The sequence below is a fragment of the Campylobacter sp. JH32 genome (genome assembly GCF_017846535.1).
GTDB classification, from domain to species: domain Bacteria; phylum Campylobacterota; class Campylobacteria; order Campylobacterales; family Campylobacteraceae; genus Campylobacter_D; species Campylobacter_D coli.
Map to the genome: position 1 here is coordinate 97,231 of NZ_JAEQBS010000003.1, position 14,129 is coordinate 111,359.

Here is a 14,129-nt window from a genome sequence, read left to right on the forward strand (position 1 = left end):
CTCTAAAGCTTAGACTTTTCTAAGTCTTAGAGAATTAAGCACTACACAAAGTGAGCTAAAACACATTGCAAGTGCTGCTAAATGAGGACTTAAAGTGATGAAAGGCACAAAGCCTGCGGCTATGGGAATACAAAGAATATTATAAAAAAACGCCCAAAAAAGATTGAGCTTAATAATATTTTTTGTCTTTTTAGCAAGCTTAAAACACCAAGAAATAAGCCTTAAATCATCTTTCATAAGTATAAAATCTCCAGCATTTTTAGCTAAATCACTTCCTTCTTTAAAACTCATACTCACACTTGCTAAATTTAAAGCAGCTGCATCATTAATCCCATCTCCTACAAAAAGTGAATTTTGCTTATGCTCTTTAATGATTTGCAATTTTTCTTCAGGCAACAATCCTGCCTTAAAATCAGCAATACCCAATAAATTTGCGACACTTTGTACGCTTTTTTCATTATCTCCACTTAAAATAATGCTTTGAATTTTTTGCTTTTTAAAATCCTCTATAAGCTCTTTAGCCCCTTCTTTTAAGGTATTTTTTAGAGTAAGCACCCCTAAGCACTCACCATTTTTAGCAAAATACACACAAATTAAAGCTTCTTCTTTTAAACTCTGTAAAAATTCATCTGCCTTTTCTAAATTTTTTACTCCACTCTCTTGCATAAATTTTAAATTTCCTAGCAAGTATTCTTCATTTTCTTCTATATATTTTACACCCTTGCCTATAAAAATTTCACTACTTCCTTTTAGAATTTGAGCTTTTACCTTAGAAGCTTCAAAGATAGCCTTAGCGATAGGATGAGAACTTGAACTTTCGATTAAGGCTAGCATTTGAAAATCTTTAGCATTTAAATTGTGCCTAAAAAGTTCTAAATTATTTTGCGTTAAGGTGCCTGTTTTATCAAAAAAAGCTGTCTTGATTTTATTTAAATTTTCTAAAGCAGCAGGGTTTTTGATTAGGATAAAATTTTTCATCGCCGCACCTTGAGCGGTGATTAAAGCGATAGGAGTTGCAAGCCCTAAGGCGCAAGGGCAAGAGATTAAAAGGACTGCACAAGCGTGTAAAAAAGCTTCACTTACGCCTACTTTAAAGCTCCAAAATACAAAAACTGCCAAGGCAAAAGCGATTATTGTGATGACAAAATATCTAGAAATTCTATCGACTGAATTTTCCAAAGGAGTTTTGACATTTCCTGCTTTAAAGACAAGATCTTTGATCTGTTCTAAAGTGCTATCCATAGCCTTTTTACTTGCTTTTATATGTAAATTTCCATTTAAAAGTATAGAGCCTGCCTTTATCTCATCATCAACTCTTACACTGCTAGGCAAAAATTCTCCGCTTAAAAAACTCGTATCAATCTCGGCCTTACCTTGGATCACTACCCCATCAACTGCTACGCTTTCACCCTCTCTTACTACTATAATATCTCCATTTTTAACAAAAGCACTTAAAATTTCATTAAGCTCCCCTGCTTCGTTTAAAATTTTAGCCTTTTTTATATCAATTTCATTGAGTCTTTTTTGATAATTCAAAGCCTTAAATTTAGCATTTGTCTCTAAAAATTTACCCAAAAGCACAAAACTTATAATCATGGCCGCACCACTAAAATAAAGGTGCTTTTCATCTTCAAAAAGATTTAAATATATACAAAAAGAGTAAGCAAAGGCACTGATACAGCCTAAAGCGATTAAGGTATTCATATCTAAATTCCAATTTTTTAAACCCTTAATCGCATGAGAAAAAAAAGTCCTACCGCAATAAAAAATCACAAAAAAGCTTAGAAGCATTTGCATATTTTGACTTAAAAAACTTGTGTCAAACATTTCAAAATACATAATCAAAGCACTTAAAACTATGCTTAAAAGCAAATTTTTACGCAAGGAGATGAGTTCTTTTTTACGGTATTCTTCCAAATTTTGCTCATTTTCTAAAATCTCAAAGCCAAGACTTTGAATTTTTTCAATCACATCTTGACTCCTTGCCTCATCTTCGAGTAAAAATACCCCACTAGAATTCACATAAGAAACACTTGCATCACTCACTCCTTGTATTTTCTTACAAGCACGCTCTATGGCATTAGAGCAATTTACGCAAGTCATTTTGCCTATTTTTACACGAAATTCTTGCATTATTCAATCTTTTCTAAAACTTCAAAACCAAGTTCGCCAAGTTCTTTTTTAAATTCTTCTTCTCTTGAGCTATCTAAATTCAAACTTAGCGTGCGGGGATTTGCATCAAGATCTATTTTGATCTCTCCAAAAATATCTTCTAAAGAATTTTTAATCAAATTTGCACAATTTTGACAATTGATATTTGCGACTTTAAATTTCATTTTTACTCCTTAAAGGTTGAATGGTAATATGCCCTATTTCAAATCGGTGTAACAAATCATGCGACAAATCATAAGATAATTGTTCAAATTCTTTTAAATCATCGATATTAACTCGTAAATGCATAGAAGCTACTAACATTTTATTGGTAATTTGTGTGATATGCAAATCAATCACCTCTTCTACTTTAGAATTTAAAAGCAAAGCTTGTTTTACCTCTTCTATATCCACAGGAGAGGTTTCAAGTAAAATATTTACACTTTGCTTAAGAAGTGTTATAGCCCATCTTAAAAGTAAAAGCGATAAAATAATAGCTAAAATCGTATCTATATAAACTATACCGCTAAAATATACAGCAATACCACCTATAATCACTACCAAAGAGCCCAGCAAATCACTCATCATATGCAAAAAGGCTGATTTCATATTGACATTTTCTAAATTTGCGCCTCTAAACATCATAAAAGCATTTATAGCATTGACTAAAAAACCTAAAACAGCTACTATAATCATAGTTTTAGCATCGATACTGCTTGGATTTATAAGCTTTTCTATAGCTTCATAGATGATAAAAATCGCTGATAAAATGATAGTTAAAGCATTGATAAATGCGACCAAAATTTCTAAGCGAAAATAACCAAAAGTCTTTTGATGATCCTGCCATTTTTCTATAGCGATAATAGCTAAAAAACTAAGTGTTAGAGCAAAAACATCTGAAAACATATGCAAAGTATCACTTAAAAGCGCAAGAGAATTAGAAAGTAAAGAGTATATAAATTGAACCAGCATCATTGAAAAAGTCATCAAAAGAGAAATTTTCAATATTTTTTTATCCACACTCCTTGCATCAGCATGATGATGTTCATGAGAGTGATCTTCGTGGTTATGTTTAGATTTATTCACTAAGGGTTCGTGTAGTAAAAATTCATACATTTTATATCCTTTTTGCTTGATATTTTAAGATATTAAACTAAAAAGGATATAAAGATTTATATTTTTCATAAAAATTAAAAATCAAAAAGTTCGCCTAGCCAGCTTTCTCTTTTTTTCTTTTTGTAATAATGATCGTGGCTTTGATGACTATAAGAATGATCATTATATCTAGGCTCTTGTCTTGGAGCTTGGTTAAAACTTGCCGTATTAGGAGTGCTGCGTTCTATGATTTTATCAAGTTCTCCACGATCAAGCCAAACACCACGACACTTTGGACAATAATCAATCTCAACTCCGCTTCTATCGCTCATTACCAAATCAACATTACAAACAGGACACAACATGTATTTTTCCTTTTTTATAAAATTTTCAAAATTATAATAAGAAAGATTAAACAAAAATCAATGCTTTTTAGCATGCCTTGTCATCATAAAACTTTGCTCAAAGAATATAAGCAAGGTAACGCTTACCCCTATAGCCAAAGCCAAAGTTACCGAAAGTGTGGTAAAAAAATAATCAAAAAACTGCACCAAAAATTCAGACTTAGCCTTTAAATCATCACTGCGTATAAAAGAGATAAGATATAAAATAGCCTTATAAGCATAAATACCAGGTATCATAGGAATAAGCGCAGGAAAAGCAATAACCTCAGCAGGGGTTTTAATAATCTTAGCCAAAGCAATACCCAAACAACCCACGCAAAAAGAAGCTACAAAAGTTGCAATTGCCAAAGTTTCAAAATGAAAATATTCTATCAAGGTAAAGCGAAGTCCGTGAGCAATGGCCGCTAAGAGTGCAGATAAAATAAGAGTTTTTAAAGGAGGATTACAAGCATACGCGAAACCAAACCCAGCCATAGCAGCAAAAAACATATCTTTTAAGATAAATTCAATCATTGTAAAATCCCAAATTTTGAAATACTAAGAGTCATATAAATTCCAAGAGCAATACAGCAAATTAAAATAGCTACGCTGATAATACGACTTAAACCCATTAAAATATGATCTTTTAATATATCGATTATAGAATTGATAAAAAATACCCCCGGTATAAGATATAAGATACTAGAACCAAGTGCTGCATCAGAAGTATTTGTATAGCCCATATCTAAACCCAAAAATACAAACCAAGAAGAAACAAAAGAGCAAAGAATGTATTGAATTCTTAAATCTATTTTTATCTTAGTAAGGGCAAATCTTAAAAGCAGTCCTAAAAAAGTCGCAAAAAATACCAAAACCCCTGCGCCAAAATCCCCGCCAAAAAGTCTACAAAAACCTGAATTAGCTATAGAAACAAATAAAAGATTTAATACATAAGAATGTTTTTTTTGAATACTTATAGCATTAAAGGCTGATTTTGCTTTTTCAAGTTCGTATTTGTGATCGTATATGGCCCAACTTAAAGCACTTAATTCAAAAATAAGTTTAAAATTAATATGAGCATGATGATTAGGTATCACATAGGTTCTTTGTATGGAATTATCTTCAATATCTACAATATTTAAAGTGATATGGTGAAAAAAGAAATTAATATTGATCTCATATCCATAAACTTGAGCTATCCTGCCAACGCATTTAGCAACTCTAGCTGTGTAGGTTCCTGCGCTTAAAAGTGTTTTGGTATAGTCGATTAGAAAATTTGTTAAACTTTGAATATCAGGCTTTTGCATATTTATAATTTCTTTAAAATCAAATTTATATAATTATAACAAAATTTCAAAGCAAAGGAAATAAAATGTCAAAAATCGGTATTGTGGGTTTGGGTTTTGTGGGTGCAGCAAGTGCTTATAATATTGTTGTGCAAAATATTTGCTCCGAACTTTATTTATATGATATCAAGCAAGACTTAGCCTTAGCACACGCGAGAGATTTAGAAGATATGTCTGCGATTCATTCTTCTTATACGAGAATAATTCATGCTACAAATTTAGAACAACTAGCAAGTTGTGATATTATCATCCTAGCTTTCAGAAAAGAAAATTTAAAAGAATTATCCAGTCGTTTAGTTGAGCTTCAAAACAATATCACCGAGCTTAAGGATATTGTTTTGAGTTTAAAACATGCAAATTTTAAGGGTAAATATATCGTTGCTACAAATCCAAATGATACGATTACTTATTATACTCAAATTCTAAGCTCTTTACCTAAAAACCATGTTTTTGGAAGTGGAACCAATCTTGATAGCTCTAGACTTAAAAAAATTCTAGCCAAAGATTTAGATCTTAATCCTAAAGATATCACCGCTTATATGATAGGAGAGCATGGGGATTCGCAATTTGCCGCCCTTTCTACGGCTAGTGTTTTAGGGCAAAATTTACTAACATTTTGCGATAAGATGGGTAAAAAATTAGATATAGAAAATATCGAAAAAGCAGTTGTTGATGAGGGGTATTTTATCTATAAACGCAAAGGAAGAACCGAATTTGGCATAGGAACTTCTTGTGCAAATTTAGCTAAAGCTGTTTTAGAAGATAGAAAAAGCTTGTATCCTGTAAGTGTGGTTTTTGATGATTTAGCATTTTCATTGCCTGCTATCATAGGAAAAAATGGGGTAGAAAAAATCTTTGAACTAGATTTTAACGAAAGAGAAAAAATCAAGCTAGAAAATTCAAAACTGCAAATTAAAAATGCTATACAAAGTGTGAGCGATAAAATTTAAGCCTTTTTAGCAAAAGGCTTTTTTATTTTTATATAAATTAAACTTGCCAAAACTATAAAAATAATTATAACAATAAGAATTTGAGTCAGATAAGCTTTAATCAATTCTTCATTTTCTCCTATATAATAACCCAAAAATGCGAGTATACTTACCCAAATAGCACTACCTAGTGCAGTAAAAAGCACAAAATTAACAAGTTTCATTTTAACCAAACCCGCAGGCATGGAAATATACTGACGAATTCCTGGCAAAAGCCTACAAGTAAAAGTGGAAAATTCTCCGTGTTTATTAAAAAATTCTTCAAATTTGGCAAATTTAGCTTCATTGATACCAAAATATTTACCCCATCTAAGTACAAATTTTTTACCCCAAAAAAAGCAAATATAATAATTAATCAAAGCTCCTAAAACAGAGCCTAAAACTCCACTTAATATACAAAAAACTATATCAAGCTCGCCCTTATGCGCTAAATATCCTGCTGGAATCATCACAACTTCACTTGGAAAAGGTATAAAACAACTTTCTAAAGTCATTAAAATAATAATGCCTAAATATCCCCAATCACTAGCAGTTTCGATAATAAAATGAATGATTTCTTGCATATTAGCCTTATAGAAGAAAAATTTCCAAAATTGTAACTTAAAAAAATAAACAAATTAAAGCAAGTATTTAAAATCATACTTTCTAACTAAGATTTATACAGAAGCTATCTTAGCTAGTCTAGTAAAAGACCAGCTTTAGTAGGCAAGATAAAAATTAATGTAAATTAGATTTTATCACAGATTTTAATATCGATGATTTTATCACCTTGACGAATAGAATCTAGCACTTCCAAACTTTCTTCATCTTTTGGATCAATTTGCCCAAAAACAGTATGAACTCCATCTAAATGAGCTTGAGGGCTGTGGCAAATAAAAAATTGAGAGCCACCCGTATCGCGTCCTGCGTGTGCCATAGATAAGGTTCCACGCTCATGTTTATGTTCTTGATCATCGCATTCGCAAATGATTTCATATCCAGGCCCACCTATACCATTGCCGTGTGGACAACCCCCTTGTATGACAAAATTTGGGATCACACGATGGAAATTTAAATCTTTATAAAATCCCTCATTAGCCAAAGTAGCAAAATTACAAACCGTTTGCGGAGCCTCATCGCCAAAAAGTTTTAATTTCATTGTGCCTTTTTCAGTTTCTATAAGAGCAAATTTGTATTCATTTACTTTGCTTGTGTCGATTGTTTTTATCATTATTTCTCCTTAATCTATATTTGTATAAACAGCTTGAACATCATCATCATCTTCTAACTTATCTAAAAGTTTTTCTATATCGCTAAGCTGTTCTTCGCTAAAGCTTACAGGATTGTTTGGTATATACTCAAGTCCTGCTTTTTTAAGAACTAAACCCTTAGTCTCTATAGCAGAACTTAGCTCACCAAAGGCAGTATAATCACCGCTAATTACTAACTCTTCTTCATTTTGTTCTAATTCTTCAAGCCCTGCATCGATCAAATCAAGTTCTAATTCTTCTAAATCTCCTGCAAATTTTTCAAGATGAAAAACCGCTTTTCTAGTAAACATAAAGCCTAAAGATCCATTTTGTAAAACTTCTCCACCATTTTTGCTAAAAATGGCTTTAACATTAGCCACGGTGCGCGTAGGGTTATCGCTCATACATTCAACTATAACCAAAGCTCCATGTGCAGCTTTTCCTTCATAATGAATGTTTTTAATATCTGCGCTATCTTTTCCACTCGCACGCTTAATAGCCGCATCTATATTATCTTTTGGCATATTATTTGCTTTTGCTGTGGCTATAGCACTTCTTAATTTTGGATTCATATCAGGATCAGTGCCACCTTCTTTAGCAGCTACTTGTATGGCTTTAGCAAGCTTAGGAAAAAGCTTACTCATTTTATCCCATCTAGCCTCTTTAGAAGCTCTTCGGTATTCAAACGCTCGTCCCATAAATTCTCACTTTCTTTAAAGATTTTTAAACTTAAAAGTATAAACTAAAAAGGCTAATTAAAGCTTTAAATGGTATGATTTTACCATTTATTTTTAGGGAGAAGCTTTTTGAATATCGCAAAAAAAGAACTTTTTGTTGCTTGGTTTTTCTTGATTGCTGCTATTGTATTTGAAGTTTTAGGCACTAGTTTTTTAAAAATGGAAAATCAAATTTTAGGCTATATATTTATGGCTTTATTTATAGCTTTTTCTTATTTTTTTATGGGCAAGGCGATTAAAAAAATTCAAGTAGGCATAGCCTATGCTGTATGGGAACTTTTAGGGATTATTCTTATACTTTTAGTTTCTTTTATAGTTTTTAAAGAGAGTTTAACCTTAACTCAAATTCTAGGCATTATTCTTTCTATCGTTGGAATTATCATGATTAATATAGGCGAGGTTAAAGAATAATGTATATTTTTATTATTGTTCTATCGGCATTGTTAGATATCGTAGCAAATTTATTGCTAAAAAAATCAGATGGTTTTAAGAATAAAATTTGGGGCTTAGCTGCGATTGTCAATGCTATACTTGCTTTTTTTCTACTTTCTTTTTCTTTAAAATATGTTCCTTTAAGCATAGCTTACTCAACTTGGGGTGCTATAGGCATCATAGGAACTTGTCTTGGTGGATGGATTTTATATAAAGAAAAATTAAACAAAATAGGAATTTTAGGTATCATTATCGTGATAATAGCAGTATTTTTGCTAAATTATTAAAACAGCAAAATGCTGTTTTAATGTTCCATTTTGTTTTTTGCTTCAATACCCATTAAAGAAAATGCGGTTTTAATACTAAGAGCAACCAAAGAAAATAATTTAAGCAAATCATTTTCATTTGCAGAGCCTACAACTTTATTTTCATTGTAGAATTTATGAAAATTTGCAGCTAAATTTTTAAGATAATCAGGAATTTTTTGCAAAGCTCTAGCCTCAAAAGCATCGTTTAAAACAGCCTTTAAATTCAAAGCTTCAAAAAGCAAATTTACGCCATCTTGATTTAAACTTTGTAAATCAGCTTTCATTACATCATCGATTTTTTTACCAGCTTTAGCAAACACTTGATGAATTCTAGCGTGTGCATAGTTGATATAATACACAGGATTAGAACTATCTTCTTTTTGCAAATCACTGATATCAAATTCCAAATGCGTATCGCATTTTTTGCTCAAAAAGATATAACGCAAAGCATCACTTCCTATCTCATCAACCACATCGCTCATCAAGATAAAATTTCCTGCTCTTTTACTCATTTTATAAGGTTCTCCATCTTTAAGTAGGGAAACCATTTGTGCTAAAATAATCTCAAGATTATTAGAGTCAAATCCCAAAAATTCCATCGCAGCTTTCATTCTAGGGATATAACCATGATGATCTGCTCCCCAAATATTAATACACTTTCCATAACCACGACTCATTTTATCTTTATGATAAACAATATCTGCTGCCAAATAAGTCCCGCGTCCATCTTCACGGATAATTACCCTATCTTTTTCATCGCCTTTTTGCGAAGAAGCAAGCCAAATTTTACCTTCTTGCTCGTAAATTCCTTTATGCTCTTTTAAAGATTCTAAAGTTGCATTTAAAGCATCATAATACGATCTTTCGCTTACATAGCTGTCAATTTTAATCTTTGCTTGTTCTAAATTTTGTTTAATCAAAACAAGCATTTTATCTTTTGCCCAATCAGCCAAACTAGGGATATTTTCTTCGCTAAAAAATTCTTTACCAAATTTTTCAAAAGCTTCTTTTGCTAAATCCGCTATATACTCGCCTTTGTAATATTGCTCTGGATATTCAACATTTTCATGAAGTATATTTTCTTTCACACTTAGTAAAATAGAAAGCCCTAGTAAATAAATTTGATTACCCGCATCATTGACATAGTATTCTGTATTAAATTTATAGCCCAAATGTCTTGCAAGTCTTGTTAAGGTATCACCAAAAACCGCACCTCTTGCATGCCCTATATGTAAAGGGCCTGTAGGATTAGCACTGACATATTCAAGCAAAAAACTTTCAGTTTTATCCTCTCCTTTGGAAAATTCATTTGGATTTTGTAAGGCTTTATTTGCAAGCTCATTTAAAAAGGTTTTTGATAATCTAAAATTCAAATATCCATTGAGTGCTTCAACCTTATCAAAATAGCTATGTTCTTGAAATTTAGCAGCTAGTTCATTTGCTATAGAAATAGGCGATTTTCTTAATTCTTTAGCTAAAGAAAAAGCCAAAGGGGTAGCAAAATGAGCTAGATTTTTATCCTTTGGATTTTCAAGTGCAAAATCGCACTCTAAAATTTTTTTAATTTCATTAAAAATAATATTTTTCAAAAACTAAGCCTTAAGATTTTTTTACTTCATCTATATTTGCATCAGTATTTGCATGATTGGTTGTATTTTGCTTTTCTTCGATTTTATGCGCATTTTTTGCTGCTTCATCCTCATTGCTCATTTCATCTTTAAAAGTCTTAATACCCTTACCCAAGCCTTTTGCAAGCTCTGGTATCTTTTTGGCTCCAAAAAGTAATACAACAATTAATAAAATAATTAACCAATGACTTGGACTTGACCAACCACCCATTTTATTCTCCTTTGTTCCAAATATTTTGAATTTGCTCTAGATTTTGCCCTTTAGTCTTAAACTTATGGGCAATTAAAATTGCTCTTAATGCTTCGTAACTTTCCTCTAGCTTATCGTTAATGATAAAATAATCATACTCATTAAGCTCTTTCATTTCATCACTTGCATTTTGCAATCTCTTCTCTAGTTGCAATATTGTATCAGTATTTCGCTTAATAAGTCTTTTTTTTAATTCATCTTTATTTTTTGTAGTGATAAAAACAGAAATGATTTTTTCAGCCATTTTCTTTTTGACTATCTTAAAACCTTGTACATCTATATCAAAAACAACTATTTTTCCATCATTTAAAGCATTTTGTGTATGTTCAAGCGAAGTGCCATAAAAATTTTCATGCACTTTAGCCCATTCTAAAAATTGCTCCTTATCTATACCTTGTTGGAATTCATCATGTGTGATAAAATAATAATCCACTCCATGCTGCTCACCTTCTCTTGGCAAGCGTGTTGTTGAAGAAATAGAAAAATAAAGCTCTTCTTGAAATTCATTAAAAAGTCTTTTTAAAAGAGTAGATTTTCCAGCTCCACTTGGCCCTGAAACCAACAATATAAAAGCACTCAATTTTTATCCTCATTAAAACTAATGCTAATATTTATATTCATATTCATACCCTTAAGTGCTGCTTTTAAGGTATCATCTTTAATGCTTGAAGTAATAGCCCCTGCTATACTTTGGCTTAATTCATTAACAATTTCTTCACCTGCTTCACTTGCTAGTTGATCTTCTTTGATTTTTAATTTCTCGCTTTTATTATCTTCTAAAGTAGATATTTCTTCGCCTAAAGCTTCTTGTATATCGCTTTCTTTTAAACTATCAAAATCATTGATTTCTAATTTTGGAGCAACGATTTCCTCATCATTATTTGGAAAATCTTTATCGTCTAAAATAGGCTCTTCTTTAAAATCCTCTAAAACCTTAATACTATCATCGCTATCAATATCGTATTCAAGCTCATCAAGTTGTGCTAACTCTTCTTTGATTTGATCTTGAGTGCTTAAGCTACTCATTTCTTCAAATTCATCATGTTCATTTAAATTTTCTTGATCTTCTACAACAGGCAAGAAATCCTCTACAGCTTCATCCTCTTCTTTTCTTTGACCTAAAAATTCAGCATCTTCTGGAATATCATCAAAATCGATTTTTCTTTCTTGCTCTTCAACGATAGGAAAATCATCTGTAATAAAATCTTGCGATTGGGTTTTCTCAAGTTTTTCCTCTTTTCCTGACACTTCAAATTCTGCTTCTTCTTTTGTATCTAAATTATTATTTACAATTGCTTCTTGAGCTTCAGAGTTTTCATTATCTTGCACTAAGTCATCATTTAAATTATCAACTTGATCTTCAAGTTCTTGAGTATCTTCTATTTTATCTTGTTCATCTTGGTTTGCATCTTGTTCTTGTGTATCTTGCTCTTGAATTTCAAATTCTTCTTTATTTTCTTCGCTAGTTTTATCATCTAAAATATCATCTTGAAATGCTACTTCCAAAGCTTGCTCATCTTCATTTTTTTCCTCTATATGATTAGCTGTGGTTTGTTCTGACGCTTCATTCTCTTCTTGATCTTCATCAAGACTTAAATCATCTAAATTTAATTCTTTATCGGTATTTTCACTAGCAATTTCTTTCTGGTTTGTTTCTTCTTCCATGTCATCTAAAGCTAAAGATTCTAAATTTTCTTCCATAGAAAGCTTATTTTCTTGCGTATCTTCAGTATTTTCATCAGGCAAGTCATCTAAATTTAAACCATCTAAATCTAAACTGATATTAGCGTAAGGATTTTCAGCTTCTTCGATTGGCAAAATAATGTCATCTGCGATTTTAAGATTTTCTTGATTGAGTAAATTTAAAAAGTCTGTAGGTAAAAATGGTTTATGCAAAATTAAGGCATCAATATCCGCACTTTGATTACGCGGCGCTAAAAAAATTAATTTATCGCATTTTTCTTTAAGAATTTTCAAAGGAGCAGGTGTATCACTGTCAACTATAATCACATCATAATGACCTAAATTTTCATCATAGGCATTAATTTCCTCAAAATCATAAGACATTTTTTTTGCACTCAAGCTTATAAGTCTTGATACAACAGGGTTTTCATTCAAAAGTAAAATTTTCATCACTTTAATCCTTAAAAATAATTGCTATTCTATAACATTTTCATTTATCCTTTGCTTAGGCGAAAAACAGAGTTTGCATATGAGCAAAAACCTCCAAAATCAAATCTTTAAAATATTGCATCATCACAAGCAAAATAGCTATTAGAACTACAAATCCTAAAGCTATCTTGATAGGATAACCAATTACTAAAAGATTAAATTGTGGCATAGTTTTCATTAAAAGCCCAAAAATAGTATCTGCCAAAAGAGAAATTCCAAGTATTGGAAAACTCATCGTAAAACCTATAATGAAAATATTCAACATCCCCATATTTAGATAATGCATTAAATTTTCATGAGGATAAAAACCGCCAAGATTTATATAACCCAAAGAATGACTTAGAAATAAAAGCATTAAATGATGACCATCAAAAGCAAGAAAAAATAATAAAGCAATCAAATGCAAAATTTGAGAAGTAATAGGCATATTTGTTCCAGAACTTGGATCTAAAACGCTTGCCATAGTAAATCCCATAGTAAAAGCTATCTGCTCGCCCGCCATCATAACAATAGCAAAAACAATCTGCAGCATAAGCCCTGCTATCATTCCAAAAACAATTTCACTTAAAAGCTGTATAATAAAAAAACTATCTAAATGCAAAATTTCAAGTTTTGCTAAAGGGAATAAATACATTGTTAAAAATAATGCAAAAGTAGTTTTGATAATCATAGGGATAGAATTATGAGAAAAAAAAGGAAAAAATACTATAAGCCCACTCATTCTAGCAAAAAGCAACATAAAGGTAGCTACATTTTTATCTCCTAAATAATTAACAAATTCCATTGGTATTTAAAATATAAGTTTTATCACAAAATTGAGCAAGCTTAGAATCATGAGTAACAAAAAACAAAGCAGCATCATTTTCTTTAGCATAAGAAACCAAAAGCTCTATGACATTTTTAGCATTATCAAAATCTAAATTTCCTGTAGCCTCATCGGCAAAAATAATTTTTGGTTTTTTACAAAGCACTCTAGCTATACTCACGCGTTGTTGCTGACCTCCGCTTAATTTACCTATTTTTTGTTTTAAAAGCTCGTGAATGCCTAGTTTTTTTAAGATTTTTTCATCTAAATCTTGGTTTGATAAAACACTAGCAAGTTCTATATTTTCTAAAGCTGAAAAACCTTTAAAAAGATAATGGGTTTGAAAAATGATGCCCAAGTCATAACGACGAATTTTCAGTCTTTCATTTTCACTTATCTTGTAAAGATTTTGACCCTTAAAAAAAACTTCGCCCTTATTTGGCTTTAATAAAGAAGAAATTATATGCAAAAGAGTAGATTTTCCGCAACCACTACTGCCTTGTATAGCAATGCAATCTTTTTGATTTAAAGAAAAATTTAAATTTTCAAAGAGCGGATAATCAAAGCTGTGACCTAAATTTTCCGCTCTTAATAATTCCATTTT

At 31.1% G+C, this 14,129-nt stretch carries 18 protein-coding genes; 3 read left to right on the forward strand and 15 right to left on the reverse strand.

Annotation, left to right across the window (positions count from 1 at the left end; genetic code table 11):
* Positions 1-9 precede the first annotated feature (9 nt).
* From KAR67_RS03215 to KAR67_RS03240, 6 genes are all read right to left on the reverse strand, one after another.
* Positions 10-2,133 carry a cation-translocating P-type ATPase gene (locus KAR67_RS03215; RefSeq protein WP_002833017.1) on the reverse strand — a complete coding sequence of 708 codons (2,124 nt, stop codon included), beginning with the start codon at positions 2,131-2,133 and terminating at the stop codon, positions 10-12.
* Positions 2,133-2,336 (reverse strand): heavy-metal-associated domain-containing protein, encoded by a 204-nt coding sequence (locus KAR67_RS03220; RefSeq protein WP_002777252.1) that lies wholly within the window; start codon positions 2,334-2,336, stop codon positions 2,133-2,135. Before KAR67_RS03220 ends, KAR67_RS03215 begins: the two co-directional genes overlap by 1 nt.
* Positions 2,326-3,267, reverse strand: a complete 942-nt coding sequence (gene czcD, locus KAR67_RS03225) for a CDF family cation-efflux transporter CzcD (RefSeq protein ID WP_002822511.1) — start codon at positions 3,265-3,267, stop codon at positions 2,326-2,328. The genes KAR67_RS03220 and czcD overlap by 11 nt, the downstream gene beginning before the upstream one ends.
* Before the next feature lie 74 nt (positions 3,268-3,341).
* Positions 3,342-3,611 carry a zf-TFIIB domain-containing protein gene (locus KAR67_RS03230; RefSeq protein ID WP_002777256.1) on the reverse strand — a complete coding sequence of 90 codons (270 nt, stop codon included), beginning with the start codon at positions 3,609-3,611 and terminating at the stop codon, positions 3,342-3,344.
* Positions 3,612-3,668: 57 nt separating this feature from the next.
* The gene (locus KAR67_RS03235; protein WP_002780608.1) at positions 3,669-4,163 is read right to left on the reverse strand and encodes a threonine/serine exporter family protein; all 495 of its coding nucleotides are present in this window, start codon (positions 4,161-4,163) and stop codon (positions 3,669-3,671) included.
* Positions 4,160-4,936 carry a threonine/serine exporter ThrE family protein gene (locus KAR67_RS03240; protein ID WP_002780607.1) on the reverse strand — a complete coding sequence of 259 codons (777 nt, stop codon included), beginning with the start codon at positions 4,934-4,936 and terminating at the stop codon, positions 4,160-4,162. The genes KAR67_RS03235 and KAR67_RS03240 overlap by 4 nt, the downstream gene beginning before the upstream one ends.
* Before the next feature lie 65 nt (positions 4,937-5,001).
* Here KAR67_RS03240 and KAR67_RS03245 point away from each other — a divergent pair, with 65 nt between their 5' ends.
* A complete protein-coding gene (locus tag KAR67_RS03245) occupies positions 5,002-5,925 on the forward strand; it encodes an NAD(P)-binding domain-containing protein (protein WP_002777262.1) in 924 nt (307 codons plus the stop codon).
* On the opposite strand, the gene KAR67_RS03250 is transcribed toward KAR67_RS03245, so the two are convergent.
* From KAR67_RS03250 to KAR67_RS03260, 3 genes are all read right to left on the reverse strand, one after another.
* Positions 5,922-6,527 carry a DedA family protein gene (locus tag KAR67_RS03250; protein WP_002777264.1) on the reverse strand — a complete coding sequence of 202 codons (606 nt, stop codon included), beginning with the start codon at positions 6,525-6,527 and terminating at the stop codon, positions 5,922-5,924. The genes KAR67_RS03245 and KAR67_RS03250 overlap by 4 nt on opposite strands.
* A gap of 164 nt (positions 6,528-6,691) precedes the next feature.
* Complete coding sequence (locus KAR67_RS03255; RefSeq protein WP_002806584.1) at positions 6,692-7,174, reverse strand: peptidylprolyl isomerase; 483 nt, start codon at positions 7,172-7,174, stop codon at positions 6,692-6,694.
* 9 nt (positions 7,175-7,183) lie between these two features.
* Positions 7,184-7,891 carry a YebC/PmpR family DNA-binding transcriptional regulator gene (locus KAR67_RS03260; RefSeq protein ID WP_002787769.1) on the reverse strand — a complete coding sequence of 236 codons (708 nt, stop codon included), beginning with the start codon at positions 7,889-7,891 and terminating at the stop codon, positions 7,184-7,186.
* Between the two features lie 108 nt (positions 7,892-7,999).
* On the opposite strand from KAR67_RS03260, the gene KAR67_RS03265 reads away from it, so the two are divergent.
* On the forward strand, positions 8,000-8,341 hold the full coding sequence (locus KAR67_RS03265) for a multidrug efflux SMR transporter (RefSeq protein ID WP_002783013.1): 342 nt from the start codon (positions 8,000-8,002) through the stop codon (positions 8,339-8,341).
* The gene (locus KAR67_RS03270) at positions 8,341-8,649 is read left to right on the forward strand and encodes a multidrug efflux SMR transporter (protein WP_002777309.1); all 309 of its coding nucleotides are present in this window, start codon (positions 8,341-8,343) and stop codon (positions 8,647-8,649) included. Before KAR67_RS03265 ends, KAR67_RS03270 begins: the two co-directional genes overlap by 1 nt.
* A gap of 17 nt (positions 8,650-8,666) precedes the next feature.
* On the opposite strand, the gene argS is transcribed toward KAR67_RS03270, so the two are convergent.
* From argS to KAR67_RS03300, 6 genes are read right to left on the reverse strand one after another with little or no spacing between them, the layout of a single operon-like run.
* Positions 8,667-10,259: an arginine--tRNA ligase gene (gene argS / locus KAR67_RS03275; RefSeq protein ID WP_004283831.1), complete on the reverse strand. Its 1,593-nt coding sequence runs from the start codon at positions 10,257-10,259 to the stop codon at positions 8,667-8,669.
* 10 nt (positions 10,260-10,269) lie between these two features.
* Complete coding sequence (locus KAR67_RS03280; RefSeq protein WP_002777313.1) at positions 10,270-10,509, reverse strand: twin-arginine translocase TatA/TatE family subunit; 240 nt, start codon at positions 10,507-10,509, stop codon at positions 10,270-10,272.
* 1 nt (position 10,510) lies between these two features.
* Complete coding sequence (gene gmk, locus KAR67_RS03285; RefSeq protein WP_002825320.1) at positions 10,511-11,128, reverse strand: guanylate kinase; 618 nt, start codon at positions 11,126-11,128, stop codon at positions 10,511-10,513.
* Positions 11,125-12,681 carry a hypothetical protein gene (locus tag KAR67_RS03290; RefSeq protein ID WP_162284668.1) on the reverse strand — a complete coding sequence of 519 codons (1,557 nt, stop codon included), beginning with the start codon at positions 12,679-12,681 and terminating at the stop codon, positions 11,125-11,127. Before KAR67_RS03290 ends, gmk begins: the two co-directional genes overlap by 4 nt.
* Before the next feature lie 55 nt (positions 12,682-12,736).
* Complete coding sequence (gene fliR / locus KAR67_RS03295; RefSeq protein ID WP_162284667.1) at positions 12,737-13,504, reverse strand: flagellar biosynthetic protein FliR; 768 nt, start codon at positions 13,502-13,504, stop codon at positions 12,737-12,739.
* Complete coding sequence (locus KAR67_RS03300) at positions 13,491-14,126, reverse strand: ABC transporter ATP-binding protein (protein ID WP_002777321.1); 636 nt, start codon at positions 14,124-14,126, stop codon at positions 13,491-13,493. The genes fliR and KAR67_RS03300 overlap by 14 nt, the downstream gene beginning before the upstream one ends.
* Between the last annotated feature and the right edge of the window lie 3 nt (positions 14,127-14,129).

What these genes read in the sequence shown, in the direction of transcription:
- KAR67_RS03290 (WP_162284668.1), bottom strand. Translation starts at nt 12,681, where the DNA reads ATGAAAATTTTACTTTTGAATGAAAACCCTGTTGTATCAAGACTTATA.
- KAR67_RS03235 (WP_002780608.1), bottom strand. Translation starts at nt 4,163, where the DNA reads ATGATTGAATTTATCTTAAAAGATATGTTTTTTGCTGCTATGGCTGGG.
- KAR67_RS03240 (WP_002780607.1), bottom strand. Translation starts at nt 4,936, where the DNA reads ATGCAAAAGCCTGATATTCAAAGTTTAACAAATTTTCTAATCGACTAT.
- fliR (WP_162284667.1), bottom strand. Translation starts at nt 13,504, where the DNA reads ATGGAATTTGTTAATTATTTAGGAGATAAAAATGTAGCTACCTTTATG.
- KAR67_RS03220 (WP_002777252.1), bottom strand. Translation starts at nt 2,336, where the DNA reads ATGAAATTTAAAGTCGCAAATATCAATTGTCAAAATTGTGCAAATTTG.
- KAR67_RS03250 (WP_002777264.1), bottom strand. Translation starts at nt 6,527, where the DNA reads ATGCAAGAAATCATTCATTTTATTATCGAAACTGCTAGTGATTGGGGA.
- KAR67_RS03300 (WP_002777321.1), bottom strand. Translation starts at nt 14,126, where the DNA reads ATGGAATTATTAAGAGCGGAAAATTTAGGTCACAGCTTTGATTATCCG.
- KAR67_RS03230 (WP_002777256.1), bottom strand. Translation starts at nt 3,611, where the DNA reads ATGTTGTGTCCTGTTTGTAATGTTGATTTGGTAATGAGCGATAGAAGC.
- KAR67_RS03260 (WP_002787769.1), bottom strand. Translation starts at nt 7,891, where the DNA reads ATGGGACGAGCGTTTGAATACCGAAGAGCTTCTAAAGAGGCTAGATGG.
- KAR67_RS03270 (WP_002777309.1), top strand. Translation starts at nt 8,341, where the DNA reads ATGTATATTTTTATTATTGTTCTATCGGCATTGTTAGATATCGTAGCA.
- KAR67_RS03245 (WP_002777262.1), top strand. Translation starts at nt 5,002, where the DNA reads ATGTCAAAAATCGGTATTGTGGGTTTGGGTTTTGTGGGTGCAGCAAGT.
- czcD (WP_002822511.1), bottom strand. Translation starts at nt 3,267, where the DNA reads ATGTATGAATTTTTACTACACGAACCCTTAGTGAATAAATCTAAACAT.
- KAR67_RS03215 (WP_002833017.1), bottom strand. Translation starts at nt 2,133, where the DNA reads ATGCAAGAATTTCGTGTAAAAATAGGCAAAATGACTTGCGTAAATTGC.
- KAR67_RS03255 (WP_002806584.1), bottom strand. Translation starts at nt 7,174, where the DNA reads ATGATAAAAACAATCGACACAAGCAAAGTAAATGAATACAAATTTGCT.
- KAR67_RS03280 (WP_002777313.1), bottom strand. Translation starts at nt 10,509, where the DNA reads ATGGGTGGTTGGTCAAGTCCAAGTCATTGGTTAATTATTTTATTAATT.